A 25,347-nucleotide genomic window follows, 5' to 3' on the forward strand; every position below is an offset into this window, starting at 1 on the left:
GTAAAAATAGCCTATTCTGTTTTTTCCCGGCTAAACAGATCAAACTATAAAAAAAAAATTTGTCAATGTTAAAATAGTAACTAATTTTATTATGTCATACATAATGCAATAAAAAAACTGTTATGAGAAAAACGATTACTTGCCTGCGCTTCCTGCTGGTGTTTGCAGGACTGCTATTTGGGGTAGGCACTTTTGCCCAGTCAAAAACAATTACCGGAAAGGTGAGTTCCGGGGAAGATGGTAAAGGCCTCCCGGGAGTTAGTGTAACTATCAAAGGGAAAAACACCGGAACCCAAACCGGTGCTGATGGTGAATTCACAATCCAGGCAGCACCTGCTGATATCCTGGTGTTTAGTTATCTGGGCTATGAATCCATTGAAGAGGCAGTGGGGGAGAAAACTGTATTTAACGTGGCCCTTGGCTTGTCTAATCAAAAAATGGATGAGGTTGTAGTGGTAGGGTATGGTACAATTAAGCGTTCCAAGGTCACTTCCTCCATTTCTAAATTAGATAACAAAATCCTGGAAACAGGTGTTAGATCCAACCCTGCACAGGCTTTGGCAGGAACTATTCCAGGCCTCAGGGTTTCAACCGGAACAGGCCGTCCAGGCTCATTACCATCAATCATACTTCGCGGCGGTACTGATTTCGATGGCAGCGGCAGTCCGCTTATCATTATGGATGGTCAGGTACGGGGCTCACTCAGTGATATAAACCCAGAAGAAATTGAGAGCATTGAAGTTCTAAAGGATGCCTCAGCAACCGCTATTTATGGTGCCCGTGCGAGCAATGGAGTGATCTTAATAACGTCTAAAAAAGGAAAGTCGGGAAAGTCTTCTATTACTTTAAAAGCAAAGAACGGTATCAACTACCTCAATGTGCCATATAATTTTCTTTCTGCTCAGGATTATATCATCTGGCAGCGCAGAGCAGTTGTGGAAGCTATAAAAAATGGAGTATTAGGCGCGGCAACCTTAGGAGCTGTTGGCCCAAGAGGGACCGGTAATCTGTATAAAGATGCAAACGGAAATATTCTTGATGGAAATTATGATAGTCGGGCAGTTTGGAGCACTATGCGTTTAAATGATATTAACCGTGAACTGCTTACCCAAGGAGATGGATGGAAAACTATGAAAGATGCAGTTCCAACCAATGCGAATGGCGCTTATGACCCCAATGGAACTTTTGCCGATCTGATTTATAAGGAATTTAACTATGGAGATTATGGCCTTAAAGATAAGGCAACTGTTCAGGATTATAATATTGGAATGAGTGGTGGTAATGATAAAGGAAAGTATTATGCCAATATTGGATTTTTTGATGAAGATGGACTTTCCATTGCAACGTTTTATCGCAGGCTTAATCTGGCGTTGAATGGTGAATACAAAATTAAAGAATGGTTGAAATCTGAGAGTGGTTTGCAATTTGCGAAAGCCAACTGGAGAGATCAGAGCCTGCAGAATGGTGAAAGTAATTTTTGGGGAAGAATGTTATCGGCTCCTCCAACATTACGTGGCACTAATATTAATGGCGAACTATTACTGGGTCGTGATGCAAGTGATGGTAACCCGGCAGTAAATATTGATAAATACAAACGTAATAATCAAACGGACAAGTTTACTCTCAACCAGGCATTTACGGTCAATTTCACCCGCGATCTCTATGCGCGTATTGGTGGTATTCTAATGTATGACGAAGGACTGTATGAGGCATTTAATAAGGATTTCCGTACGGGCTTGTTGAGCTATACCAATCCTAATACAGGTTGGAATAGAACAAGATTTAGTTCCAATAGTTTTGACCGAACAACTCGTCAAACCTATAATGCAATCCTGAATTATACATCCAGCTTCTCTGATATGCACAATATTGCTGCCATGGCTGGATTTGAGTATTTCAATCTCTATGGTACCGGTTTTTCAGCAAGTGGAAGTCTCGCGCCAACGGATGATTTCCAGGATCTGGGTCTGACACTTAATAATGCTACCACTCAAACCAGGGGAACTGATTCATATCATTTCAGGGAACGTATCATGTCAGGATTTGGAAGGATCAATTATGATTATGATGGGAAGTACCTGGCAACATTTACGATCAGGCGTGATGGTTATAGCCGTTTGCTGGGCGACAACCAGTATGGAACATTTCCTGGTGTATCTGTGGGCTGGATGGCGCATCGTGAGAACTTTATGGCCGCTACAGATAATTGGCTCTCCTTCCTGAAACTGCGTGCAAGCTGGGGACTGAATGGAAATATAGGAATAGGTACAAGCAATGGTATCGGATTGTACGAACTCCAGGGTTCTTATGGTTCACAAACTGCTTATAACGGAGTTATTGGATTTTTGCAGACCGGCATAGCAATACCAGATCTTCGTTGGGAAAAATCAAGTACAATTGAAGTAGGTGCTGATATGGGCTTCCTCAATAATAAACTGAATGCCTCAGTTGCTTACTACAACAGACTTACTACTGATAAGCTGGCCTATGTAGGTCTGCCGCTTTCATCAGGAATCGGCCAGTTGCGTACCAATAATGGTAGTATGCGTAACAGGGGCGTAGAACTGGAAGCTTCTTATAAACTGGTAAATGGGAGAACCCTCTCCTGGAGCATCGGAGCTAATGCTGCGTGGAATAAGAATACCATTGAAAAACTTCCCTTTAATGGAAATGAGAACAACCGTCAGGGTGGAGAGCAGATATACGACCCTAAAACAGGACGTGTTATTTGGGTTGGCGGTTACCAGGAAGGCCAGGAATTTGGAGAAATTTTCGGATACGTTAGCGATGGGATTATTCGTAATCAGAAAGACCTGGATGCATATAATGTTATTGACCTTGCGGCAGGATATGTTCAGTATGGTGGAGCAGCTGGAAGAAGAGTAGCCAGCGCTAAACTGATCAGTGAATTAGGACTTACCAACCATATTTCCGCCAAGTTGGGAGATATGATGTGGAGAGATATCGATAAAAATGATACAATTGACTATCGTGATAAGGTTTCTCTTGGAAGGGTTATTCCCCGTTGGACTGGTGGAGTTAACACAACCGTTTCATGGAAAGGACTTTCATTGTTTGCCAGGGTTGATTTTGGTCTGGGTCATATCCAGCAGGATTTTATGCAAATGTGGGCACTGGGAAGTATGCAGGGTGAATTCAATGCCACTGATATTGTAAAGGATACATGGACACCTGAAAATCCAGATGCTAAATATCCCCGATATACCTGGGCCGATCAATTAAACACAAAGAATTTTGATCGTCCAAGTGATATGTTTTGGGTCAATTCAGGTTACCTGGCAATCCGTGAGATATCACTGAGTTACTCAGTACCTTCCTCATTATTGAAAAGAGCCAGGGTAGAAGGACTTACATTGACAGTTACTGGGCAAAACCTTGGATATCTTTCAAACGATCTCCTGAATTTGCCAGAAAGAACCGGATCACAAAGCAGCGCCTATACAATTCCAACTTCACTGATATTCGGAGCAAACCTAACATTCTAAAACTCCGAAATAATAAATATTTTGATCATGAATAAGATTAAACACCTCATATGGATGTCAATGATTGCCATCGTTGCATTCTCTTCCTGTCGAAAGACTTTGGAACTCGCCCCAGAAGATTATTTCGGAGATGGAAACTTCTGGCAGAACGAATCACAGGTTTCCAATTTTATGGTGGGATTACACAATCAGTTCCGCAATAACCAGTTCATGTTTTTGCGTCTTGGTGAAATGCGTGGAGGAGGCTTTAGTAATATAGATGTACAGAACACATCCCTCAATGAACTGCAGATAATTGAACAAAGGCTAGATGAAAACTCAGCAGGTGTAGGTAATTGGGGAGGATTTTATAATCCAATTCTTCAATTGAACCTTTTTATCCAGAAGGTGAATGAAGTTGGTTTCCTAACGGAGGATAGAAAAAAATTTCTCCTGGGGCAGGCCTATGGATTGCGGGCATATTACTATTTTCAACTACTGCGTACTTATGGTGGTGTTCCCATCTGGCTTGAACCTGAAGTATTGAATGGCAATACTGACCAGGTAACGCTCCGTAGGGCAAGGTCAACAGAAGTTGAAGTACTTGCAGTGATAAAGAATGATGTCAATAAATCGTTAGAATTATTTGGCGCTACCCCATCTGCTGATAAAACATTGTGGAGTCCGAACGCTTCTTTGATGTTGAAAGGTGAAGTATATCTTTGGTCGGCTAAGGTTTATGCAACAACTGCTGACCTGGCAGAAGCGAAATCTGCACTTTTGTCCATCACCGGCCCCGCCCTCGAGAATAATTTCAAAGATGTTTTTGCTTACAATAAGAAAAGCAACAATGAGATCATTTTTGCACTTCGTTACAGGGTTGGGGAAGTTGAGATGCCCGGTGTATCTGCCTTTACTTATTCAACCTACAATTTCGACGGCCAGCATTACAAGGACTCAACTGTTAGTGCAGGAGTAGGTAATTTCCTGGTTGATCCATTGGTTATTGCAGCCACCAATTCTCAGCAGATCATCCAGCGCTACCGTTATAAGTTCGAATTATATCAGTCGTATGATCTGGCCGATAAAAGAAGAGATGCTACTTTTTATGATTACTATAAAGTAAACACATCAACTCAACCATATACTGTAACTGTTCGGAATACTGCGTTGGTGAAATTCCTGGGGACCATCGATGCAAACAAAAGATACTTTGCAGACGATTGGCCGGTATATCGTGAGGCCGACAGGTTGTTAATGCTCGCTGAGATCGTTAATGCCGAAGGTGGAGATCCAACGGAGTTCGTACAACCAATACGAAACAGGGCATTCGGTGGACTGGCAAATGATCCTGCTCCTTTTGTAAATGGGAGCAAGGATGCGAATGAGATTGCAATCTTTGAGGAGCGTAGTAAAGAGTTTGTTTTTGAAGGAAAGCGCTGGTATGATCTCCGCCGTATGCAGGTTGGGGGCCAACCAATGGTATTCATAAGCACGAACCATCCTTACGGTGTACTAGACAAAGCTACTCAGGCACATATGGTTTTATGGCCCATTCCACCCAGTATCTGGACAAACGACCCCCTCGTTAACCAGACTCCGGGATATGAGACAGCAAAACCCCAATAATACTTTGGCTGCTGGTAACAGCCAGGTTGGTTCATAATGCTTCTTATTATTATGCCGGAAGTATTCCTGCTTCCGGCATTTTTATGGATTTTTATAAACAATAGCAACAAACGAAATTATAAACCTGTTTTATGCACAACAATCATTTAAAAGGTTTGATTGCAGCTCCATTCACTCCAATGGATGCTAATGGCGATCTGAACCTATCGATTATACCTTCCTATTATTCCTTTCTAAAGCATAATGGTATTACCGGGGCCTTTATTTGCGGTTCCACCGGCGAGGGAGTATCACTGTCACTATCAGAAAAAAAGGCTGTTGCAGAAGCATGGGCCAAGTGTACAAGTTCTGATCCGGATTTCACAGTGATGCCCTTATTGGGAGGAACATGCATTGCAGATAGTATTGAACTGGCCCTTCATGCAAAGGAAATAGGGCTGGATGCTATCTCCTTCACCGCGCCATTTTATTTTAAACCTTCGGGTATTGACATGCTGGCAGAATGTTGTCAAATTATAGCATCTGCTGTTCCGGATATGCCTTTTTATTATTATCATATTCCTGTACTCACAGGAGTTAACTTCCCAATGATCGATCTACTACAAAAGGTGGATGGACTGATCCCGAACTTTGCAGGCATTAAATATACACATGAAGATTTCATGGATTTTCTCTCCTGCCTGCGTTTTAAGGGAGGAAAATATGATATGCTCTGGGGGCGTGATGAGAATATGCTCGCGGCACTTTCGTTGGGAGCAAAAGGGGCCGTTGGAAGCACATTCAATTATGCCGCACCGTTATACTATGATCTGATTGAGGCCTATGAAAACAATCAGCAGGAAACCGCGCGATCACTGCAACAAATGTCTATTGATATGATCAGGCTTTTAGGCAAATATGGTGGTATTGCAACTGGTAAAGCATACATGAAGATTGTAGGGGTCGATTGTGGAGAATTCAGGCTGCCGGTAAAAAATATGGACAGTAAAGCATTTACATTATTTCAGAATGATGTAAATGAATTGGGATTCACCCGGTACTGCTCACGGCAGGCAGTTTCAGTTAATGCCTGATCCAATGAAAGGAAGAATCATTTCCCTTATAGCCATTATTATGTTGTCATATACCACTTCCTGCGATCAAGGTGAGCAGGAGATTACCATTGCATGGAAAATTGCTTCAGCTTTACCTGCAGATAGCGGAAAAGCTGAAGCCACGGGCCTTGCCGGACCCCTTGCAGGAATACATAATGACCATCTGGTGATTGCGGGGGGAGCTAATTTTCCATTGGGATTACCATGGGAAGGGGGGAAGAAAGAATATCATAAATCCATTTATATATATGGTCGGGGCCAGCATGGAGAATTAATCCTCATAAATACAGACTCACTTCCAAATCCGGTTGCCTATGGAGCTAATTGTGCCACGCCTGGTGGAATCATTTATGCTGGCGGAGAAACTCCTCACGGACTCACAAACTCCGTTTGGATGGTTCAATTCATTCCCGATAGCAAATCGATCAGCATTAATCAACTACCGGCTTTGCCAATTCCGGTTGCTAATGCTGCGGCTACATCCATTGGCTCCTATATTTACCTGGCTGGTGGGGAATCAATCGATTCCGTTTCAAATGAATTTCTAAGACTTAACCTTGAGAATCTATCGAAAGGTTGGGAGCAAATGCCGGAACTCCCTATACGAGTTTCTCATGCTGTTCTTTTAAATCAGATGGAGAAAGATAATACCAATATCTATCTTATTGGGGGGAGGAGAAGAATTGCAGGGGGAGTGAGTGAGATCTACTCTACCATGTTTGCATTCGATACCGATAAAAATACATGGACAGAAAAAGCATCCATGCCTTATGCTATGGCGGCAGGTACAGGCCTGCCAATTGGCAGTGAGGATATTTTCCTTTTTGGAGGAGATACAGGAAATACATTCACAAAAGTTGAGGGACTGATTGCCGAAATAGCAAAGGAAAACGATACAAAACGAAAGGAGCAGCTGGTGGATAAAAAAAATCAATTACAGGCTGGTCATCCAGGCTTCAGCAGCGAAATTCTTCGGTATAATACAGTGAATAATGAATGGGTAAGAACTGATTCAATTCCTTTCAGCACACCTGTTACAACAACTGCATTAAAATGGAATGATGAGATAATCATTCCAAGCGGGGAAATCAAAGCAGGTATACGCAGCCCGAATATTTTATCGGGTAAAACATATATAAAATAACAATCGGCATGCACTCCAAAAAATATCCATGGATCCTGGTTGGACTATTATGGGTGGTGGCTCTACTCAATTATATGGACAGGCAAATGCTTTCCACAATGAAGCCATCCATGCAGGTCGATATTGTTGAGCTTCAATCGGCAGAAAATTTTGGTATTCTGATGGCCATCTTCCTTTGGATCTATGGACTGATGAGTCCGGTTTCCGGAATCATTGCAGACAAATTCAATAGGAAATGGTTAATTATCGGAAGCCTCTTTGTGTGGTCAGGTGTAACTTTTGCCATGGGATATGCTACCAGTTTCAACCAATTATACTGGTTGAGAGCCGTGATGGGAGTGAGTGAAGCACTATATATTCCGGCTGGCTTGTCCTTAATTGCAGATTTCCACTCTGACAAAACAAGATCACTTGCCATCGGTATTCATATGACTGGACTATATATGGGACAAGCTCTCGGCGGATTTGGAGCAACTATCGCCGATAAGTTTTCCTGGCAACATACATTTCAAAGCTTTGGTTTGGTGGGGATACTATATTCTTGCGTGCTGATCTTATTTTTGCGAGAGAAAAAGGCTGTAGAACCGGATACAAGGATTGTATTAAAACCTGCAGCAAACAAAGAATCCATTTTCAAAGGGATCGGGATATTACTAACCAATATATCCTTCTGGATCATTCTATTTTATTTTGCTATCCCGAGCCTTCCTGGTTGGGCAACCAAAAACTGGCTGCCAACATTGTTTGCACAGAACCTGAATATTGAAATGGCGCAGGCTGGTCCCATTGCCACAATTACGATAGCTGCTTCTTCATTCATCGGCGTAATATTCGGAGGAATCCTTTCCGACAAATGGGTACAGAAAAATATACGCGGCCGGATCTATACTAGTGCAATAGGTCTTGGGTTAACAATCCCGGCATTATTATTTCTGGGTTTTGGTCACTCTCTATTCCACATCATTGGCGCAGCGTTTTGCTTCGGATTTGGTTTTGGAATGTTCGATGCTAATAATATGCCCATACTTTGCCAGTTTGTTTCTTCCAAGTACAGGGCTACTGCTTATGGTTTAATGAATATGACAGGGGTGTTCTTTGGAGCCTGGATAACTGATCTTCTGGGAAAATCAACAGACGCGGGTAATCTGGGAAAAGGGTTTGCCATGCTTGGAGTAATTGTATTGGTTGTTCTGATGATCCAGTTATATTTCCTCAGGCCCAAAGTCAATAACTATGATGAGCTGTCTACAGATTAATATAATATTTCAACGATGTCATACTCTAAACAGGAATTACTAGAGCTGAAGAACTTTTATTCCAGTCAATTGCTGGATGATACCGTTCCCTTTTGGTTTCCCAGATCCTATGACCATGAGCAAGGTGGATTTCTACTTATGAGAGATCACGATGGGAGTTTGATAGATGATGATAAAGCGGTTTGGATTCAGGGACGTGCCACCTGGCTGCTTTCTACACTATACAACACTATTGAGAAAAAGCAGGAATGGTTATATGGGGCAAAGCTGGGTTATGAATTCCTGGTAAAGCATTGCTTCGATACGGATGGCCAGATGTTCTTCCATACAACGAGAGATGGAAGACCTATTCGTAAACGTCGATATTTTTTTTCAGAAACATTCGCAGTAATTGCCATGGCCGCCTATTCGCTTGCAAGCGGTGACGTTGAAGCGGCAAGTAAATCCAGATTCCTTTTCGGTAAGTGTATTGAATATGCAACAACCAAGGGCCTGCTACAACCTAAATATTTTGATACCCGTCCTACCATTGGTATCGGTGTACCAATGATCATGATGAATACTGCTCAGCAACTTCGGGAAACGATTGGCGACGATCGTTGTGATGAATGGATTAGTACCTGGATAAGTCAGATAGAAGAAAAATTTGTAAAGGATGATATAAAATGTGTGATGGAGCAGGTTGCCCCAGATGGCAGTATTATTGACCACATTGATGGCCGAACACTTAATCCCGGGCATGCTATTGAAGGGGCGTGGTTCATACTTTATGAAGCCCGAAAGCGCAATAATGATCCTCATCTTATTTCTCTCGGTTGCCGTATGTTGGATTACATGTGGGAGAGGGGATGGGATAAAGAATATGGCGGGATATTATATTACAGAGATGTTTATAATAAACCGGTACAGGAATACTGGCAGGACATGAAATTCTGGTGGCCTCATAATGAAACAATCATCGCTACACTACTTGCTTTCCTGATGACAGGAAATGCAAAATATGCTCAATGGCATAAAATGGTTCATGATTATGCCTATAACAAATTTCATGACAGGGAAAACGGAGAATGGTTTGGATACTTACATAGAGATGGAACAATTGCCCAAACAGCAAAGGGAAATCTCTTTAAAGGTCCTTTTCACCTACCCCGACAGGAATGGATTTGCACTCAGATACTCAATGAACACCTCCAGCAATCATGATAAAGTTTTTATTCCTTTTATTGCTGACACCATTTATCTCCTTTTCACAATTACAGATTGATGAATTCTTTTCTGATAATATGGTATTGCAAAGGAACCATCCAATTAATTTCAGGGGACGGGCGCTGCCGGGTAAAAGAGTCACCATAAAATTCCTGAATAAAGAACAGACGACCCTAACTGGTATTGACTCTACCTGGGTGATTGAATTCCCTCCACAAAAAGCAAGCACTTTGCCTTCAAAGGTCATAATCCGATCAGAAAATGACAGTACCTATTTAAACAATCTACTCATTGGGGATATATGGCTATGTACTGGTCAATCAAATATGGAATGGCCGTTTTCAAAGGACAAGTTCTATAGGGAGGAAATAAATATAACAGATCAACCTCTTATAAGATTCTACAATCCTGTATATGCAGGGAAAGGAATTTATGGAATTCCGTTTTCAGATTCCATCATGAAAAAGATGAATACGGAAGATTTCTATCAGGGTAATTGGGAACAATGCGATAGCAATACAGTAAAGAATATGAGTGCTATCGGATATTACTTTGCAAAAGAACTTACAAGAAAAGAAAGCATCCCTATCGGGCTCATTAATCTGTCCATAGGAGGTGCACCTCTGGAAACTTTTATCAGTAGAAAAGCATTGTCTTCAGATTCATTGTTTAGCAGGAAGATCAAAGGTAACTGGTTATATAACCATGAATTACCTGCATGGTCAAGGGAACGCGGCTTTCAGAATAGTACTGTTGAAAAAGCGAATGTACAACCAGATGGTCCAAACCATCCTTACAAACCTGGATTTGCTTATGAGGCGGGTATTTTACCGATAAAGCACTATCCTATTGCAGGCGTTATCTTATACCAGGGTGAAACAAATTCATTGGAAATGTCGCGGGTTCTTGAATACCGGAGCCTGATGAACCTTATGATCAATGATTATCGAAATACATTTAATCAGCCTGCGTTGCCATTTTACTGGGTTCAGCTATCCTCTATTGATACCACTAATTACGGATCAACCTACTGGCCTTTGTTCCGTGATGAACAACGTAAGTTATCCGACGAAGTGAAGTATGGAGGCATGGCAGTAAGCAGTGATATCGGAGCACGAAATGATGTGCATCCAAGAGATAAGAAAACGGTAGGGGAGAGGCTTTCAAAGCTGGCATTACACTTTCATTATGGGCATAGGGATATTGAATATTCAGGTCCAAAACCCACACATGTGAAGTACAAGAAAGGTAAAGTCATTCTGCGATTCAAACATGCGCTAAAAGGCCTTCAAACTTCTGATGGAAAGGGCCTACGTGGTTTTTCTGTGGATGGCATCAATGAAGTTCAGGCTTTAATTATTAATAAGAAAATCATCGTCAGCGTTAACTTCAAACCAGAATATATCTATTATGGCTGGAAACCATTTAGTGACGGCAATCTCGTGAATAGCGAAAAGCTTCCTGCATCAACATTTAAAGTAAAAATCAAATAATCATGGTTAAGGTTATCTTCTCAATATTTATCGTTTTGTTCTCCCTTCAGTCTTTTGCACAAGATAAAGCAGTTCCTGTTTTTGTTTCCGGCAATGAGGGACATAAGAGTTATCGTATCCCGGCAATTATAAAACTTCCTGACGGCAGCTTACTTGCGTTTGCCGAGGGGCGGGTAAACAATGCGGGAGATTTTGGCGATATCAATATTGTATTAAAGAAAAGTACTGATAAAGGCAAAAGCTGGAGCGCTCTTCAAACTGTTGTGGACTACGATCAGATGCAGGCAGGAAATCCCGCACCTGTAGTTGACCTTTATGATCCTGCTTTTCCAGGAGGCAGAATTTTCTTGTTTTACAATACGGGCAATAACCATGAAGGGGAGGTAAGAAAAGGTAATGGATTTAGGGAGGTATGGTACAAGACTTCAACGGATGGCGGACTAACATGGTCAGAGCCTGTTAACATCACTGTACAGACACATCGCCCCAGGCAGCCACAATTGAATCCATCATATAATTTTTCTGAAGATTGGAGAAGTTATGCAAATACACCCGGACACGCTATGCAATTTGGTTCAGGAAAGTACAAAGGAAGGATTTTTGTGGCAGCAAATCATTCCGCGGGAGATCCGCTACCAAAAGCGGAGGATTATAAGGCACACGGTTTCTTCACAGATGACCATGGCAGCAGTTTCCGGCTATCCCAAACAGTGAGTACGCCGGGAGGAAATGAATCTATGGCAACAGAAATGTCTGGCGACAAACTAATGATGAACTCACGAAATCAGCAGGGTGATATCCGTGCACGTATTGTTAGTATAAGCAGCAATGGTGGTGAAAGCTGGGATACTACTTATTTTGATACCAATCTTCCAGATCCGGTTAATCAGGGAAGCATCCTCACTGTTGGTAAAAAGAAAGGAAAGAATATCATAGCATTTTGCAACGCAGCCGACACCAGAAGAAGGGATAATCTAACATTACGGATCAGTTATAATGATGGACTTCAATATTCAAAAAGTATTGTTGTAGATAAGAGTAACAATGATAAACAAAGAGATTTTACAGCCTATTCCGACCTTGTTAAATTATCAAGAAAGAAGATCGGTGTGCTTTATGAAAAAGAAAATTATTCCAGGATTGTATTTAAAATTATAAAGTGGTGACCCGATAAATTAAATACAAAAATTATTGGTTCAAAAGGATTATCATATTTACAATATATACAATCAAAATCAATGCTGCATCCCATGCCAGAAAGTATCGTTTTCCTTTGATCCGATAAGTAAGACCGATTACCACGATCGCTGACATAATAATAACGGATAAAACGGAACTGATGTGCGAATCGGACGCATCTTTGAGAAGAAGACCCTTGGTGTAAAAGATATCGTCGATTGCAAGGATGAAAATATTAAAGAGATTTGATCCGAGTAAATTCCCAACGGCAAGATCAATTGCCCCCATTCGTACGCTCGCGATAGAGACTGCAACCTCTGGCAGAGATGTTGATATAGCAAGGAATACTGTGCCCACAAAAGACTCCTTCAATCCAGTTAATGTGGATATTTTTTCAGCAAACCATGGTAATGCGAGAGCAGTTACCACAATAATTACTGCATAAAAAACATATGCTTTCCACGCCTGATTTAAAGATAAACCATGTTCTATCGTTTTGGGTGGATCAGGTCCTATCAATTCCTGCTTCTTCTGTTCAAAGAGGTAGATAATTCGCATTGATGATAAATAAATCGTCGTGAAAAGTAGGCTGGATATACCTATCCAACTAGATAGTCTGTATTCATTTGGTAAGAACAGAGCGAAGCCAACCATGGATACCAGAATAATCCCTAGGGCCGCTGCAAGTATATGCGAGGCAGAAGCAATACTGAAGATAGGTTTATGGTCAGGAACAAATGCATCCATTGCGGCCAGGATAAGGAGATTAAACGCACAGCTACCTAATATATCACCTACGGCAAGATCTGGGGCCTCAACAATTGCAGATGAACTTATACCAACCATTAATTCTGGTAATGAGGTAACAGAGGCCATTAAAATCAGTCCAACCCACGCTTTACCCCATCCTGTTATTTCAGCGATTTTATCACCGTACCAGGACAGCTTTCTTCCTGCAAAAAAAATAATTATACAACAAACAAAGAATCCGCCAAAAGCGAGTAAATATTCCATCAAAGAATATTTTTATTCTTACCAGCATCAACTCCTTTCAAAAATTTAATTAAACCGTTGATATAGGTTTCCTGATCATCATACATACTCATATGGCTTCCATTAGGGCAATAAAGATAAGTGCCGTTCTGAACCTGGCCGGCCATCCATTTCATGTGCTCGGGATCCATTGTATCATGCTTTGCACCAATTGTCATAACAGGTATAGTTAGCCGGGAAAGGTCAGCCTTCCGATCCCATTTCTCTAACTTTCCAGCTATGCCAAATTCACTTGGCCCCTGCATGGTTACGTAAAGTGATTGATTGGTTTTACCTAAGGATCTTGTCATGGGTTCAGGCCACTTATCCATCGGTAGCCGGCAAACATGTTTTGCATAAAAATTTGGCATCAATAATTCCATGTAACGAGGGTTTGAAAAGTCACCCCGCGATTCAATTGCCCGAATGCTATCCAGTACTTTCGGATCCATTTGAGCTGCAAGTACTTCATCGGCATACTTACCATAATCCGGACAGCTTGACATCATATTCGAAATTATCAGGCCCTTTAATTGATCCTGATATTTCAATGCATATTCCATTGCAAGAATTCCACCCCAACTATGACCAAGCAAATAAAAATTATCCTTATCCAGATCAAGCGCTTTACGAACTTGTTCTACTTCTTCAACATAACGTGCAAGGTCCCACATAGCCGTATCATTGGGATTGTCAGAATTGCCGCAGCCCAATTGATCATAATAAATGAATTCGATCTGCTCCGCTGGCAGATAACTTTCGAAACACTCAAAATACTCGTGGGTTGCACCCGGACCTCCATTCAATAGTAATAACCTGATCCTGGGATTATTCCCAAAACGCTTCGTCCATACATTGAAGCGGCCTTTTGGGGTTTCGATCGGAATAACTTTTACTCCACCTGTTCTTACGCCTTCTTCGCTGGATAAAAAATAGTTCTTATTGTCTGTTTCTTTAGGTGCCTGACTTTCGTTGGTTTGGCATGAGCCTGAAAAAAGGCTCAGGATCATTAAACTTGATAGGACCTTGGGAAAGGATAGTTTCATATAAATGTTATTTGTTTTCTAATGCCTGAAAAGCCTTACCGATATTTTCAACTATATCACTTGCCAGCACAGATTCCACCCCATGAATATCGCTTGCAAGTTCACCAGCAAGTCCGTGTAGATAAACTCCCAGCAGGGCTGCTTGTTCTGGTGCATAACCTCTCGAAAGTAAGCCGGTAATCATTCCCGTTAGCACATCCCCGCTTCCCCCTTTTGCCATGGAGGCATTCCCGCTTGTATTAAACCACGCGCGCCCTCCTGGCATGGCAATCAGGGTCCTGTGACCTTTTAGTATTATTATAAGCTGATACTTTTTAGCTAATCTTCTGGCAGTGGCTATACGTGCAAAATCGGAATCATGTAATCCTGCAATCCGATCAAACTCTTTTGGATGAGGTGTAAGAATTGAAAATGGTTGAAGCAAATTTAGCCATTCTGCATTCTTAGAAAGAATATTCAGAGCATCGGCATCTATCACCATAGGTATTGTAGATGCCTTTAAAATTTCATGCAGATGTTTAGCACTTGATTCACCAATACCAATTCCCGGGCCAGCACCAATAATAGTATACATATCGAGGGAGGGTAGGGGAAGAGAAGCATCGGTTTTGGAAGCAACAATGGCCATGGACTCTGGCAGGGCTGTTTGTATGATTGCCAATCCATCCTGTGGCACCATACAGGTTAAGAGAGCTGCGCCGGTTCGGAGACATGCTTTAGCCGCAAGAATAGCAGCACCCATTTTACCTTCTGAGCCAGCAAACAATAAGGCGTGACCGAAATTTCCTTTATGTGCAAAAGGTGGTCGGGGCCTGATTATCCCAGATGCGATAACAATGTCCATCAACTCATACTCCGGTGTTATTGATGATAAATATTCATCTGCCAGACCAATATCCAAAATGAAAAGTCTTCCAAAAAATGAAGCATTTTCTGCAACAAGGAAGGCTAGTTTGTAACACTGGAAACTCAGTGTTACAGTTGCATTGATACATGCATTTGGAATGGTGGCTAAATCACAAAACATACCGCTTGGCAGATCAATACTGATAACAATATTCTTTGAGGCATTGATATGTTGAATGATGGCGGCCATTAAACCATCTGCAGCGCGATTGATTCCAGTACCAAGTAAGGCATCAACAACAATGGTTTCATCAGGAATATCCGGAAGTTTGGTGCCGGGCTGAAGGAAGTGGATATTTACTGGCAGAGTATGAAGCCTTTGCAGGTTATGTTGAAAATCATGTGTGCCCAAATGCCCAAACTCAAGAATATAAATTTCAACCTGGCATCCTTTTTCATGTAATAGTCGACCTATGGCAAGTCCATCACCTCCATTATTGCCTTTACCACAGTAAACAGCAAATTGATGATTTAATAGCCCACTAGATTCAATCCATTCAACGCACCTTAAAGAGGCTCTTTCCATCAGATCAATGGAAGCAATTGATTCCTTGTCCATGGTGAAATTATCCCAACCATGAACTTGTTCGGCTGATAACACTACCATACCGAAATGTACAAAAAAGAATGTAGTGAATTGTTTGCTTTAATTGGAGCCGCCGCCAACCATTGTCTCGTTGTTCTCCGTTTCCTTATCCTGGAAGCGATTATTACTTTGGCGGTAATCTCCAAAAAGATCACAGAGTTGCTTTGCCTTGTAAATTCCTCTATTGAATTTATTACCAAGAACAATGATAGTTGCATTCTCTTCAGGAAGCCTTATAAAAACAGTGTTGTTACCATGCCACCAACCATTATGATAAACGATTTTCTTTCCATTTTCCACTTCGGTTAAACGCCAGCCCAGTCCATAATTACGTGTTCCTGCCTTTTCATAACTGTATCCCGAAAATGCAGCTAATAGAGTTGAATCTTTGAATAGCTTATTGCTATAAAGCGCCTGGTCCCATTTGAGCATGTCGCGAACAGTACTGTAAATATTCTTATCACCATAAACCAGATCCATGAATTCAAGGCCATATTTCCGGTTATTCCATTCGAAAGACGGGAGAGAACGTTCAAAATCCACCTCGCGAAACACATAAGTGTCATTCATTTGGAGTGGACGGAAAAATGTATTTGTCAGATAATCATGGTATGTTTGACCAGAAACTTTTTCAATAATAAGAGCCAGCAGGGCATAATTAGTGTTACAATAACTAAAGCGTTTGCCAGTTGGAAATTGTAATCCCGGCTTAAGGGTGTAGAGCGTAGTTAGAACATCAAGATTTGTTGCCTGCTTTTTTTTATCCCACTTATAAACATCGAGGTAATTGGTATAATTGGGTAGACCACTTCGATGGTTAAGCAACATCTTGACGGTGGTGCCGGGGTATGGAAATTCATCAAAAAATGTAGAAAGATCTGCATCCAATGACAATTTGCCCTCTTCCCATAGTTTAAGGACTGCCATTGCCGTGAAGGTTTTTGACACTGAAGCGAGGTGAAAGGCATCAGTTGAGGTCAGTACACTGTCTTTCTGCAGGGGATCGCGATAACCTTTGTATCCTTCAGAAATAATCTCACCATCCTTTGCAACCAGCCAGGAACCATTAAACCCTCTTGCACCTAAATTCCGGTTAAAAAAAGTATTAATGGCAGATTCGTATTTAATAGCCGTCATTTTATCGGCATACCCAACCTGAAAAACTTCTACAGGGGGCTGGGTAGCAGCATCACTGGCAATTTTTTTGCCAGCTTGTTCACGGCAGCCATATAGTACTGCACTTAGCAGAATCAATTGTACTAATCTGTTTTTCAATACATTGTTTTTTATCTGGTAAGGATATGGATTTGACAAATATAACGCATTGGGATAGGCAAATCTTATGCCGCAAGGTATTTTCCTGCAAGGAATTATGGGCTAAATCAGGGATATTTGTACATAGCAAGCAAAAAATATGGAACCAACAACCAGTTATCCAAAAGACAAAATCAACATTTTATTCCTCGAAAACATTAGCGACAAAGCAGTTAAAAATTTTCAACAGAAGGGATACGCTTCGGTAAGAAAGCTAACAGGCGCTTTATCAGAAGCCGATCTTATACGCGAAATCAAAGACATCCATTTATTGGGTATCCGCTCCAAGACTATTGTAACAGAGAAAGTGCTTGAAGCTGCAACCAAGTTGCAGGCAATTGGTGCTTTTTGCATCGGTACAAACCAGATCGATCTTAAGGCTGCTACCAAAAAAGGAATCGCTGTGTTCAATGCACCCTATTCAAATACCAGATCAGTAGCTGAACTCGTGATCGGACTTTCAATTATGCTGATACGCCGTATACCAGATAAAAATAAATCAGCCCATGAAGGAATTTGGATGAAAGATGCTAAAGGTAGCTATGAATTAAGAGGTAAAACATTGGGAATCATTGGATACGGAAATATTGGCACCCAGGTAAGCATTATGGCAGAAGCAATGGGGATGAAGGTTAAGTATTATGATATTTTGACTAAACTTCCCCTGGGAAATGCTATCCCCTGCAAATCTCTTAAGGAACTGGTATCTGAATCTGATATAATAACCCTGCATGTACCAGATACGAACCAGACAAAAAACATGATCAACAAATCTATCCTGAAATATTTCAAAAATGGCAGCATTTTACTGAACTATGCAAGGGGGGAAGTAGTAGATCTGGATGCCCTCCGCAAATATTTGGTGGAAGGACAATTAAGTGGAGCCGCAATTGACGTTTTTCCGTGGGAACCAGAAAAAAACGGAGAGAGATTTCAAAGTCCTCTTCAGGATCTACCCAATGTTATCCTTACCCCGCATATCGGTGGATCAACCGAAGAGGCGCAGCAAAATATTGGGGAAGATGTTAGCATGAAGTTGTTTCAGTATCTGGAAATGGGAAATAGTTACGGCTCATTGACTGTGCCGGAGCTTAGTCTTCCGCCGCAGGAATCAACTCACCGTATTTTGCATATTCACCGAAATGTTCCCGGGGTACTTTCTGCAATAAATACTGAATTATCGAGGCATAAAATCAATATTGTGGGTCAGTATCTCAAAACGAATGAAGAGATCGGATATGTAGTGCTTGACGTCGACAAAAAATTATCAAGCCAGGCTCAAAAATTATTGAAAGATGTAAAGGATACTATTAAAGTACGCCTCCTTTATTAAGATACCGGCAAATTCCATATGCGGCCTGCATTTTGCGCTAACCGTAAAATGTTTCTAAAACAGATAAAATGAAAGTGGTAATAGCAGGAGCGGGATTCGGTGGACTCCGTTTAGCAAGAGAATTAAATAACAAAAATGGGTTCGAGGTAACATTGGTTGACAGGTTTAATTATCATCAGTTCCAACCATTGTTTTACCAGGTTGCCACGGCCGGGCTGGATGCCAGCAATATTTCCTTTCCTTTAAGGAAGGTATTTCACAATAGTAAGAATGTTCGGATAAGGTTAGCCAACATAGAAAGGATTGATACTGAAGCCAAAACTGTCATCACAGATTCAGGTCCAATCCCATATGACACCCTGGTTATTGCCACGGGGGCAGGTACCAATTTCTTTGGAAACAAAGAAATTGAAACCCACGCCTTCTCAATGAAATCAACCGTTGAAGCTCTTCAAATAAGACATCGGTTGATGGAGAACCTGGAAGCGGCGGTTACCGAAAATGACCCGGATGAACTTCAAAGACTATTAAATGTGGTTGTGGTAGGTGGAGGGGCAACAGGTGTAGAAGTTTCTGGTGCAATTGCTGAAATGAAAAATTATGTTCTGCCTAAAGATTATCCGGAGTTGGATTTCGGCAACATGAACATTTATCTTGTAGAGGGCTCAGGCAAAGTGCTTTCTACAATGGGTGCAGAGAGTTCAGAACAGGCGGCTAGGTACCTTTCAAAATTAGGGGTAACATTATTACTTAATACACAGGTTGCAGGTTATGACGGAAGAAATCTGAGTAGTAAGGATGGAAATTCAATACCCACAGCTACAGTTATATGGGCTGCAGGGATTCGGGGGCATATACCTGCCGGATTGGAAAATGTACTACCTCAGCGAGGGAACCGGTTACCTGTTGATATCTATAATAGGATCAATGGATTAGAGAATGTTTTTGCGGTAGGTGATATCGCTTTGATGCCTAAGGAAGACTACCCAAATGGGCATCCCCAGGTTGCACCAGTTGCTATGCAACAAGCTGAGAACATTGCTTATAATCTGAACCGTATATTACAAGGAAAAGGGGATCTGAAATCTTTTGAATATAAAGACAAGGGATCCATGGCTACTGTTGGAAGAAATCTGGCAGTTGTTGATATTCCAAAGCCTAAATTACATTTTGGAGGTTTCCTTGCCTGGTTAGTTTGGATGGCCCTTCACCTGATGTTGATACTGGGGGTTAAAAACCGGCTATTTGTATTTATCAACTGGTTATACAATTATATGACCTATGACCAGTCACTACGCCTTATTTTTAGAGAGTTCCATAAAGAGCCTGCCGAAGCTTAAGAGAAGAGTGATCACCTGCATCAAGGATAATACTATTTAACATAATATAAATTATAGTCTACTTGGAGTTCGGAAATAAGGTCATTAAATATTGCATATCCTGCGGAAAATGCATTCTCCAATAATAAAAAAAACCTATACTCTAAGTGTTATAAAACAATCAAAGTATTCAATAAATACATGTTGATCAGTAAATTAATAAAAAAAAACCGTCTCGTAAGAGACGGCTTTTATTCTATAAAAATGTATTAGTGGACTTTATCAACGTTGTTAAACTTCTCTTCATAGAACTTTACCTTCTCCTTATTCCCTTTATTGTCATAAATGGTTATAAGGAGATCATAGGCATCTTTAAGATATCCCTTATCATCCATTTTTAATTTACCCTGTGAGCCCAACAGTTCATCTACTTTTTCAAAATGAGGCACTGCAGCATCGAATTTTTGAGCGATCAATCCACGAAGTTCTTCCTTTTTCTTAAGTTCTTCTGGCTTGAGTTTACCACCTGCCGGAGGACGGATAGCTTTATTTTGATTGTTATAATCAACCCCCTGGTTATACTGAATTTGTCCAAGAACTAAATATGCAGCAGCATAATCCGGCTTCAATTCAATGACTTTTTCCAGGTTTTCCTTTGCTTGCGCTATCAGTTGGTCGGCGTCTGCAGGGCGCTGAGCAACATCCGGCTTGTAGCCTTCCTGGTATAATTCAACGGCATAATTATACCGGATTGAAGTATTATTTGGATCAGCGGCTAAAACGGATCTGTATTTTTCAAAAAGGACTTTTTTATCACCATTATCGCGGGCCATATCAAGGTCAAAGGCAGCCCAGAATGGATCTGTCGGGTAAATTGATTTACCGAGTTCCAGATACTTACTTGCTGCAGCAGGGTCTTTTTTCTGATTATAATGATGATCCACCAACCATTTGTAGATTTCTACCATACCTTCTCCGCTAACCTTCGCTTCAGCAAGTTTACCGTAATAGAGGGCCGCGTCGTCACGCTTACCAGACTTTTCTGCACTAATGCCGGCATAAAGCACAACCGTTGTGTCGAGGGCAACGTTGCTCCATTTTTTTTCAGCCATGTACTCACTCACCGCCAGGCAATTCTTGAAATTGCCGTATGCCGGCTCAAAGCGATTGGCATTATAATCTTCTGCCCCTGCTTTAAAGTAACCCTGGTACATATCCATCAGAGGTTTGTAATTATCCAGTTGCAGCAATACTACTTCGCCTTTTTCATCAGAAGCGACATACTGCTTCAGTGTTTCAAATGCTGTCCACCGTGCATCCGGATTGCTCGCCGCTAAAGCAGGATCCTGAGCAATCTCGTTATAGATCTTGGCCTTTGTATACAATGCTTCCGAATTCTTGGCATTTTTTTCATTTGCCAGGAACTGGTCAATCTGGGTTTTTGCTTCAGTATAATTTTTCTTCTTAACCTGGTCCTTTATCTTTTCCAGGTTCTGCGCTGATGCACCCAGAATGGCACTTGCAAGCAACGTCGTAAGTAGGAATCTTTTCATCAGACTATTTTTATGTTTGAAGGTTTTAAAAATAATTAATTGTTTTGAGGTTCTTCTTCACCGGTATTCTCCGCGTCATTAGATGGATTTCCTGCCTGATTGGTTGTGTCAGAGCTTCCTTCAACAAAAGCATTCACATTTCCTTCACTTTCTACTGCCGGAATATCTTCCACCTCGTCAAGCTTAGTAATTGCCGCAATTTCATCCGCTCCCTGGAGACTAATAAGTTTAACACCCTGGGTGGCTCTTCCTGCTGCACGGATATCTGCAATGGAGGTCCTGATCGTCAATCCACTCTTACAAGTAATCATCAGATCCTCTTTCTCAGTTACATCCAAAATACCCACCAGCGGGCCTGTCTTATCGGTGACATTGATTGTTTTGACACCCTTACCGCCTCGATTTGTAATTCTGTATTCATCAATCTCAGTACGCTTACCAAATCCTTTTTCACTTACCACGAGGACAGTTTTTTCAATATCGTCCTTTTTGACACAAATCATACCAATAACTTCATCATTTTTTTCATCCACTTCGATACCGGTAACGCCAATTGCTCCACGGCCTGTTGGACGCACCTTGGATTCCGGGAATCGGATCGCTCTACCGCTTTTAACCGCCATCATGATCTCACTGCTCCCATCGGTCATGCGGGCATCAAGCAACTGGTCGCCCTCAACAATGGTGATAGCATTTACGCCAGTTTGACGCGGCCTGCTAAAATCTTCAAGGAGGGTCTTTTTAATAATGCCCTGCTTAGTACAAAGTACAATATAATGACTCTGGACAAAATCCTTATCATCCAGGTTAGCCACATCAATAATTGCCCGAACCTTGTCATCCGGGGGCAGCTGCATTAGATTCTGAATGGCACGGCCTTTACTATTCTTCTCTCCTTCAGGCACTTCATAAACCTTCATCCAATGACATCTTCCCTTCTCCGTAAAGAATATCAAACTATGGTGTGTTGATGCAACCAAAATATGCTCTATAAAATCCTCGTCCCTGGTTTTACCTCCAATTGCCCCCCTGCCTCCGCGGCGTTGTTGACGGTATTCTGTGGCGGAGGTTCTTTTGATATAACCGAGATGGGAAATCGTAATAACTACATCTTCTTCAGCAATGAAATCAAGGATATTCATTTCATCTGCCAGGTATGTAATCTCTGATTTACGAGGTGTTGCAAACTTTTCCTTAACCTCAAGTAGTTCCGTTTTTATAACATCATAACGCATTCCTTCATTCGAAAGCAATTCCTGCAAATGCGTGATAAGTTTCATCAGTTCATCATATTCTTCCCGGATCTTGTCGCGCTCCATACCAGTAAGCCTCTGTAATCTCAATTCAAGGATTGCTTTAGCTTGTATTTCATCCAGGCCCCATCCGGCATTTACCAGGTTTTCTTTGGCAATGTCGGGAGTTGCAGAACTTCTTATCAGTGCTATTACTTCATCCAGATGATCAAGAGCAATCAGGTAACCAAGCAATAAATGAGCTCGTTTCTGGGCCTCTTTCAGTTCAAACTTTGTACGCCGAACGACCACTTCATGCCTGAACTCAACAAATTCATGGATCAGTTCCTTTAGGTTAAGTGTCTTGGGACGACCTTTTACCAATGCCACATTATTAATACCAAATGAAGTTTGCAGTTCAGTGAATTTGAACAACATATTTATAACCACGTTGGCTACGGCATCTCTTTTCAAGTCAATAACGATACGCGTACCTTCTTTCTGGTTTGATTCGTTGTTGACATGCGCAATGCCTTCAATTACTTTTCCAACTACCAGCTGTCCGATCTTATCACAAAGTGCATCCCGGTTCACCTGGTAAGGAACTTCAGTGATTATTATCTGCTCACGCCCGCTGGGTTTAGTATCAACATGCATTTTGCCCCGCAGCACTACCCTGCCTCTGCCGGTGAGCAATCCCTGCCTTACCCCATCCATTCCCCAAATTGTTCCACCGGTTGGAAAATCCGGAGCTTTTACATATTTGATCAGATCTTCTGCAGTGAGCTCACGATTATCAATATATGCAATACAACCATCAACAACTTCACCCAGGTTATGCGGCATCATATTAGTAGCCATCCCTACGGCAATACCAGTTGAACCATTCACCAACAACTGTGGAATGCGGGTTGGCAAAACCGTTGGTTCCTGAAGTGAGTCATCAAAGTTTAACTGGAAGTCAACGGTATCTTTCTCAATATCCTGAAGCATCGCTTCCCCGATCCGTTGCATCCTAACCTCAGTGTATCGCATTGCGGCCGGGCCATCACCGTCCTGGCTACCAAAGTTTCCCTGGCCATCAACCAGTGTGTGACGCATACTCCACTCCTGTGCCATCCTCACAATGGCATCATATACAGAAGAATCTCCGTGTGGATGGTACTTACCCAATACTTCTCCAACAATACGCGCTGATTTTTTAAAGGGCTTATTAAAAGACATACCCAGATCGTTCATCGCAAAAAGAATACGGCGGTGAACCGGCTTCAGTCCATCCCTAACATCGGGAAGTGCGCGACCAACAATAACCGACATCGAATAATCGATATAGGCCGTTTTCATCTGTTCTTCAATATTGATCTGGACGATGCGGTTGGAGTCGTTTGTTTCCAGTGGCGTCAGATTTTCTTCCATGCTTAATATTTAACCGCCGGTGCGGTATTTGATTGTTGTGAAAATAGCTTCCCAAAAGGTTGGCAAATCTACCATTTTTAAGCCTTAAAACCTTAACAAAATGACCATTTTAAACCCATTTTTTCCACCTTCGGTACCAAGGCTTTTTTGTACATTTATAGTCCGGGATATTTTACAGTCTTGCCTGATTTATAACTACAAAAATGATGGCTATGCAACAGTATAGATTGTTGCGAAATAACATTGAATCCGGACCATATTCTTTTGAAGAGTTGGTCCGGTTGCAACTTAAAGCCTACGACCTTGTTTGGTCCGAAGGGAAAAGTGCATCATGGAAATACCCCTGTGAATTTGAAGAACTTGTGGCTTACGCACCAGTAGCTGAAGATGACCTCTATAGCACTGTTCACCACCATGAAAATTCATCCTGGCCAAGGTCACAATTGGGAACATATACTCGAAAATATGTTTCGGTCATTCTTCCAGCCAGGGAAATAACATCCGGCGCTACAGATGAAGGCGTGTTTTCAGCCAATGTAACAGAGAGCCTCGAAAGTCAATTAAGCCATCAGAATCATTCAGAAAAGCAGGGAAACCGAATATACATTGCCGGTGCACTTATACTACTTCTTTCTTTTGGTATCTACTTCGGCACCTCCGGAAAACGATCACAACAAAAAAACAATGAGAGCCGGGATAATATAGTTCCCGAGATGGCATCCATGGTTGCAAATATGCCGGGAAATAATAATTCAGATAATAACTTATTTACAATCCCACCCAACCCGGTTCTTGAATTTGCTTCCCTTAAGAGGCATCTGACAATAGTGAAATCCGATTACTCAGTTGGCCTTTTTGGAGGGATATCAGGCCTTAAACTTTCTGTTACCAATACCAGCGCTAAACCTCTGCAAGATGTAGTGGTGGCAATTGATTTTATCCAGAAGAACCAGGTGATCCACCATACCGAAAACCTTTTAATTGGATCAATCCAACCTTCCCAGACGATCACAATAGCTGTCCCTGAAAGCAAATATGGCGTTGCAATCCGCACCCGCATCATCGGTATCAATGGGCTTGGCACGGTCATTGAATACTAGCGTTTTTCCTCCATCCCTTACCGT

Annotated in this window: 17 protein-coding genes; 11 read left to right on the forward strand and 6 right to left on the reverse strand. The window is 41.6% G+C overall.

What is annotated here, in order from left to right:
- The first annotated feature begins 122 nt into the window (after positions 1 to 122).
- The 8 genes from HY58_RS06380 to HY58_RS06415 all read left to right on the forward strand — a co-directional run bounded on the left by HY58_RS06380 (position 123) and on the right by HY58_RS06415 (position 12,473).
- A complete protein-coding gene (locus HY58_RS06380) occupies positions 123 to 3,506 on the forward strand; it encodes a SusC/RagA family TonB-linked outer membrane protein (RefSeq protein ID WP_039129399.1) in 3,384 nt (1,127 codons plus the stop codon).
- A gap of 27 nt (positions 3,507 to 3,533) precedes the next feature.
- The gene (locus HY58_RS06385) at positions 3,534 to 5,114 is read left to right on the forward strand and encodes a RagB/SusD family nutrient uptake outer membrane protein (RefSeq protein ID WP_039129403.1); all 1,581 of its coding nucleotides are present in this window, start codon (positions 3,534 to 3,536) and stop codon (positions 5,112 to 5,114) included.
- Positions 5,115 to 5,245: 131 nt separating this feature from the next.
- Complete coding sequence (locus HY58_RS06390) at positions 5,246 to 6,187, forward strand: dihydrodipicolinate synthase family protein (protein ID WP_039129405.1); 942 nt, start codon at positions 5,246 to 5,248, stop codon at positions 6,185 to 6,187.
- Entirely contained in the window at positions 6,132 to 7,352 is a 1,221-nt protein-coding gene (locus HY58_RS06395) for a kelch repeat-containing protein (protein ID WP_082022063.1), read from the forward strand. The genes HY58_RS06390 and HY58_RS06395 overlap by 56 nt, the downstream gene beginning before the upstream one ends.
- Positions 7,353 to 7,360: 8 nt before the next feature.
- Positions 7,361 to 8,608 carry an MFS transporter gene (locus tag HY58_RS06400; protein ID WP_039129407.1) on the forward strand — a complete coding sequence of 416 codons (1,248 nt, stop codon included), beginning with the start codon at positions 7,361 to 7,363 and terminating at the stop codon, positions 8,606 to 8,608.
- A 15-nt stretch (positions 8,609 to 8,623) separates the two neighbouring features.
- On the forward strand, positions 8,624 to 9,811 hold the full coding sequence (locus tag HY58_RS06405; RefSeq protein ID WP_052323884.1) for an AGE family epimerase/isomerase: 1,188 nt from the start codon (positions 8,624 to 8,626) through the stop codon (positions 9,809 to 9,811).
- Positions 9,808 to 11,307: a sialate O-acetylesterase gene (locus HY58_RS06410; RefSeq protein WP_052323885.1), complete on the forward strand. Its 1,500-nt coding sequence runs from the start codon at positions 9,808 to 9,810 to the stop codon at positions 11,305 to 11,307. The genes HY58_RS06405 and HY58_RS06410 overlap by 4 nt, the downstream gene beginning before the upstream one ends.
- Before the next feature lie 2 nt (positions 11,308 to 11,309).
- Positions 11,310 to 12,473 carry an exo-alpha-sialidase gene (locus HY58_RS06415; RefSeq protein WP_039129412.1) on the forward strand — a complete coding sequence of 388 codons (1,164 nt, stop codon included), beginning with the start codon at positions 11,310 to 11,312 and terminating at the stop codon, positions 12,471 to 12,473.
- Positions 12,474 to 12,495: 22 nt separating this feature from the next.
- Here HY58_RS06415 and HY58_RS06420 read toward each other — a convergent pair whose 3' ends face one another.
- Genes HY58_RS06420 through HY58_RS06435 form a run of 4 tightly spaced genes read right to left on the reverse strand, consistent with a single transcriptional unit; the run spans position 12,496 to position 17,331 of the window.
- Entirely contained in the window at positions 12,496 to 13,500 is a 1,005-nt protein-coding gene (locus tag HY58_RS06420) for a sodium:calcium antiporter (RefSeq protein ID WP_039129415.1), read from the reverse strand.
- Positions 13,500 to 14,564, reverse strand: coding sequence for a proline iminopeptidase-family hydrolase (locus tag HY58_RS06425; RefSeq protein ID WP_039129418.1), 1,065 nt, complete (start codon positions 14,562 to 14,564; stop codon positions 13,500 to 13,502). Before HY58_RS06425 ends, HY58_RS06420 begins: the two co-directional genes overlap by 1 nt.
- A gap of 7 nt (positions 14,565 to 14,571) precedes the next feature.
- A complete protein-coding gene (locus HY58_RS06430; protein WP_039129422.1) occupies positions 14,572 to 16,077 on the reverse strand; it encodes a bifunctional ADP-dependent NAD(P)H-hydrate dehydratase/NAD(P)H-hydrate epimerase in 1,506 nt (501 codons plus the stop codon).
- 39 nt (positions 16,078 to 16,116) lie between these two features.
- Positions 16,117 to 17,331: a serine hydrolase gene (locus tag HY58_RS06435; RefSeq protein WP_156123596.1), complete on the reverse strand. Its 1,215-nt coding sequence runs from the start codon at positions 17,329 to 17,331 to the stop codon at positions 16,117 to 16,119.
- Positions 17,332 to 17,470: 139 nt separating this feature from the next.
- On the opposite strand from HY58_RS06435, the gene serA reads away from it, so the two are divergent.
- Together serA and HY58_RS06445 are read left to right on the forward strand one after the other, a co-directional pair.
- Positions 17,471 to 18,703 carry a phosphoglycerate dehydrogenase gene (gene serA / locus HY58_RS06440; RefSeq protein WP_039129423.1) on the forward strand — a complete coding sequence of 411 codons (1,233 nt, stop codon included), beginning with the start codon at positions 17,471 to 17,473 and terminating at the stop codon, positions 18,701 to 18,703.
- 68 nt (positions 18,704 to 18,771) lie between these two features.
- The gene (locus HY58_RS06445) at positions 18,772 to 20,043 is read left to right on the forward strand and encodes an NAD(P)/FAD-dependent oxidoreductase (RefSeq protein ID WP_039129424.1); all 1,272 of its coding nucleotides are present in this window, start codon (positions 18,772 to 18,774) and stop codon (positions 20,041 to 20,043) included.
- A gap of 248 nt (positions 20,044 to 20,291) precedes the next feature.
- Here HY58_RS06445 and HY58_RS06450 read toward each other — a convergent pair whose 3' ends face one another.
- Together HY58_RS06450 and gyrA are read right to left on the reverse strand one after the other, a co-directional pair.
- Complete coding sequence (locus tag HY58_RS06450; RefSeq protein WP_039129426.1) at positions 20,292 to 21,575, reverse strand: lipopolysaccharide assembly protein LapB; 1,284 nt, start codon at positions 21,573 to 21,575, stop codon at positions 20,292 to 20,294.
- A 35-nt stretch (positions 21,576 to 21,610) separates the two neighbouring features.
- On the reverse strand, positions 21,611 to 24,223 hold the full coding sequence (gyrA, locus tag HY58_RS06455) for a DNA gyrase subunit A (protein ID WP_052323887.1): 2,613 nt from the start codon (positions 24,221 to 24,223) through the stop codon (positions 21,611 to 21,613).
- Positions 24,224 to 24,435: 212 nt separating this feature from the next.
- On the opposite strand from gyrA, the gene HY58_RS06460 reads away from it, so the two are divergent.
- Positions 24,436 to 25,323 (forward strand): hypothetical protein, encoded by an 888-nt coding sequence (locus tag HY58_RS06460; RefSeq protein ID WP_156123597.1) that lies wholly within the window; start codon positions 24,436 to 24,438, stop codon positions 25,321 to 25,323.
- Positions 25,324 to 25,347 lie beyond the last annotated feature (24 nt).

Source organism: Flavihumibacter sp. ZG627 (genome assembly GCF_000814325.1).
In the GTDB taxonomy this organism is placed as follows: domain Bacteria; phylum Bacteroidota; class Bacteroidia; order Chitinophagales; family Chitinophagaceae; genus Flavihumibacter.

Excerpts from the sequence above, each read along its gene's own strand:
- HY58_RS06400 (WP_039129407.1), top strand. The coding sequence starts at position 7,361 with ATGCACTCCAAAAAATATCCATGGATCCTGGTTGGACTATTATGGGTG.
- HY58_RS06380 (WP_039129399.1), top strand. The coding sequence starts at position 123 with ATGAGAAAAACGATTACTTGCCTGCGCTTCCTGCTGGTGTTTGCAGGA.
- serA (WP_039129423.1), top strand. The coding sequence starts at position 17,471 with ATGGAACCAACAACCAGTTATCCAAAAGACAAAATCAACATTTTATTC.
- HY58_RS06405 (WP_052323884.1), top strand. The coding sequence starts at position 8,624 with ATGTCATACTCTAAACAGGAATTACTAGAGCTGAAGAACTTTTATTCC.
- HY58_RS06420 (WP_039129415.1), bottom strand. The coding sequence starts at position 13,500 with ATGGAATATTTACTCGCTTTTGGCGGATTCTTTGTTTGTTGTATAATT.
- HY58_RS06385 (WP_039129403.1), top strand. The coding sequence starts at position 3,534 with ATGAATAAGATTAAACACCTCATATGGATGTCAATGATTGCCATCGTT.
- HY58_RS06445 (WP_039129424.1), top strand. The coding sequence starts at position 18,772 with ATGAAAGTGGTAATAGCAGGAGCGGGATTCGGTGGACTCCGTTTAGCA.
- HY58_RS06460 (WP_156123597.1), top strand. The coding sequence starts at position 24,436 with ATGCAACAGTATAGATTGTTGCGAAATAACATTGAATCCGGACCATAT.
- HY58_RS06450 (WP_039129426.1), bottom strand. The coding sequence starts at position 21,575 with ATGAAAAGATTCCTACTTACGACGTTGCTTGCAAGTGCCATTCTGGGT.
- HY58_RS06415 (WP_039129412.1), top strand. The coding sequence starts at position 11,310 with ATGGTTAAGGTTATCTTCTCAATATTTATCGTTTTGTTCTCCCTTCAG.
- gyrA (WP_052323887.1), bottom strand. The coding sequence starts at position 24,223 with ATGGAAGAAAATCTGACGCCACTGGAAACAAACGACTCCAACCGCATC.
- HY58_RS06430 (WP_039129422.1), bottom strand. The coding sequence starts at position 16,077 with ATGGTAGTGTTATCAGCCGAACAAGTTCATGGTTGGGATAATTTCACC.
- HY58_RS06425 (WP_039129418.1), bottom strand. The coding sequence starts at position 14,564 with ATGAAACTATCCTTTCCCAAGGTCCTATCAAGTTTAATGATCCTGAGC.
- HY58_RS06410 (WP_052323885.1), top strand. The coding sequence starts at position 9,808 with ATGATAAAGTTTTTATTCCTTTTATTGCTGACACCATTTATCTCCTTT.
- HY58_RS06395 (WP_082022063.1), top strand. The coding sequence starts at position 6,132 with ATGAATTGGGATTCACCCGGTACTGCTCACGGCAGGCAGTTTCAGTTA.
- HY58_RS06390 (WP_039129405.1), top strand. The coding sequence starts at position 5,246 with ATGCACAACAATCATTTAAAAGGTTTGATTGCAGCTCCATTCACTCCA.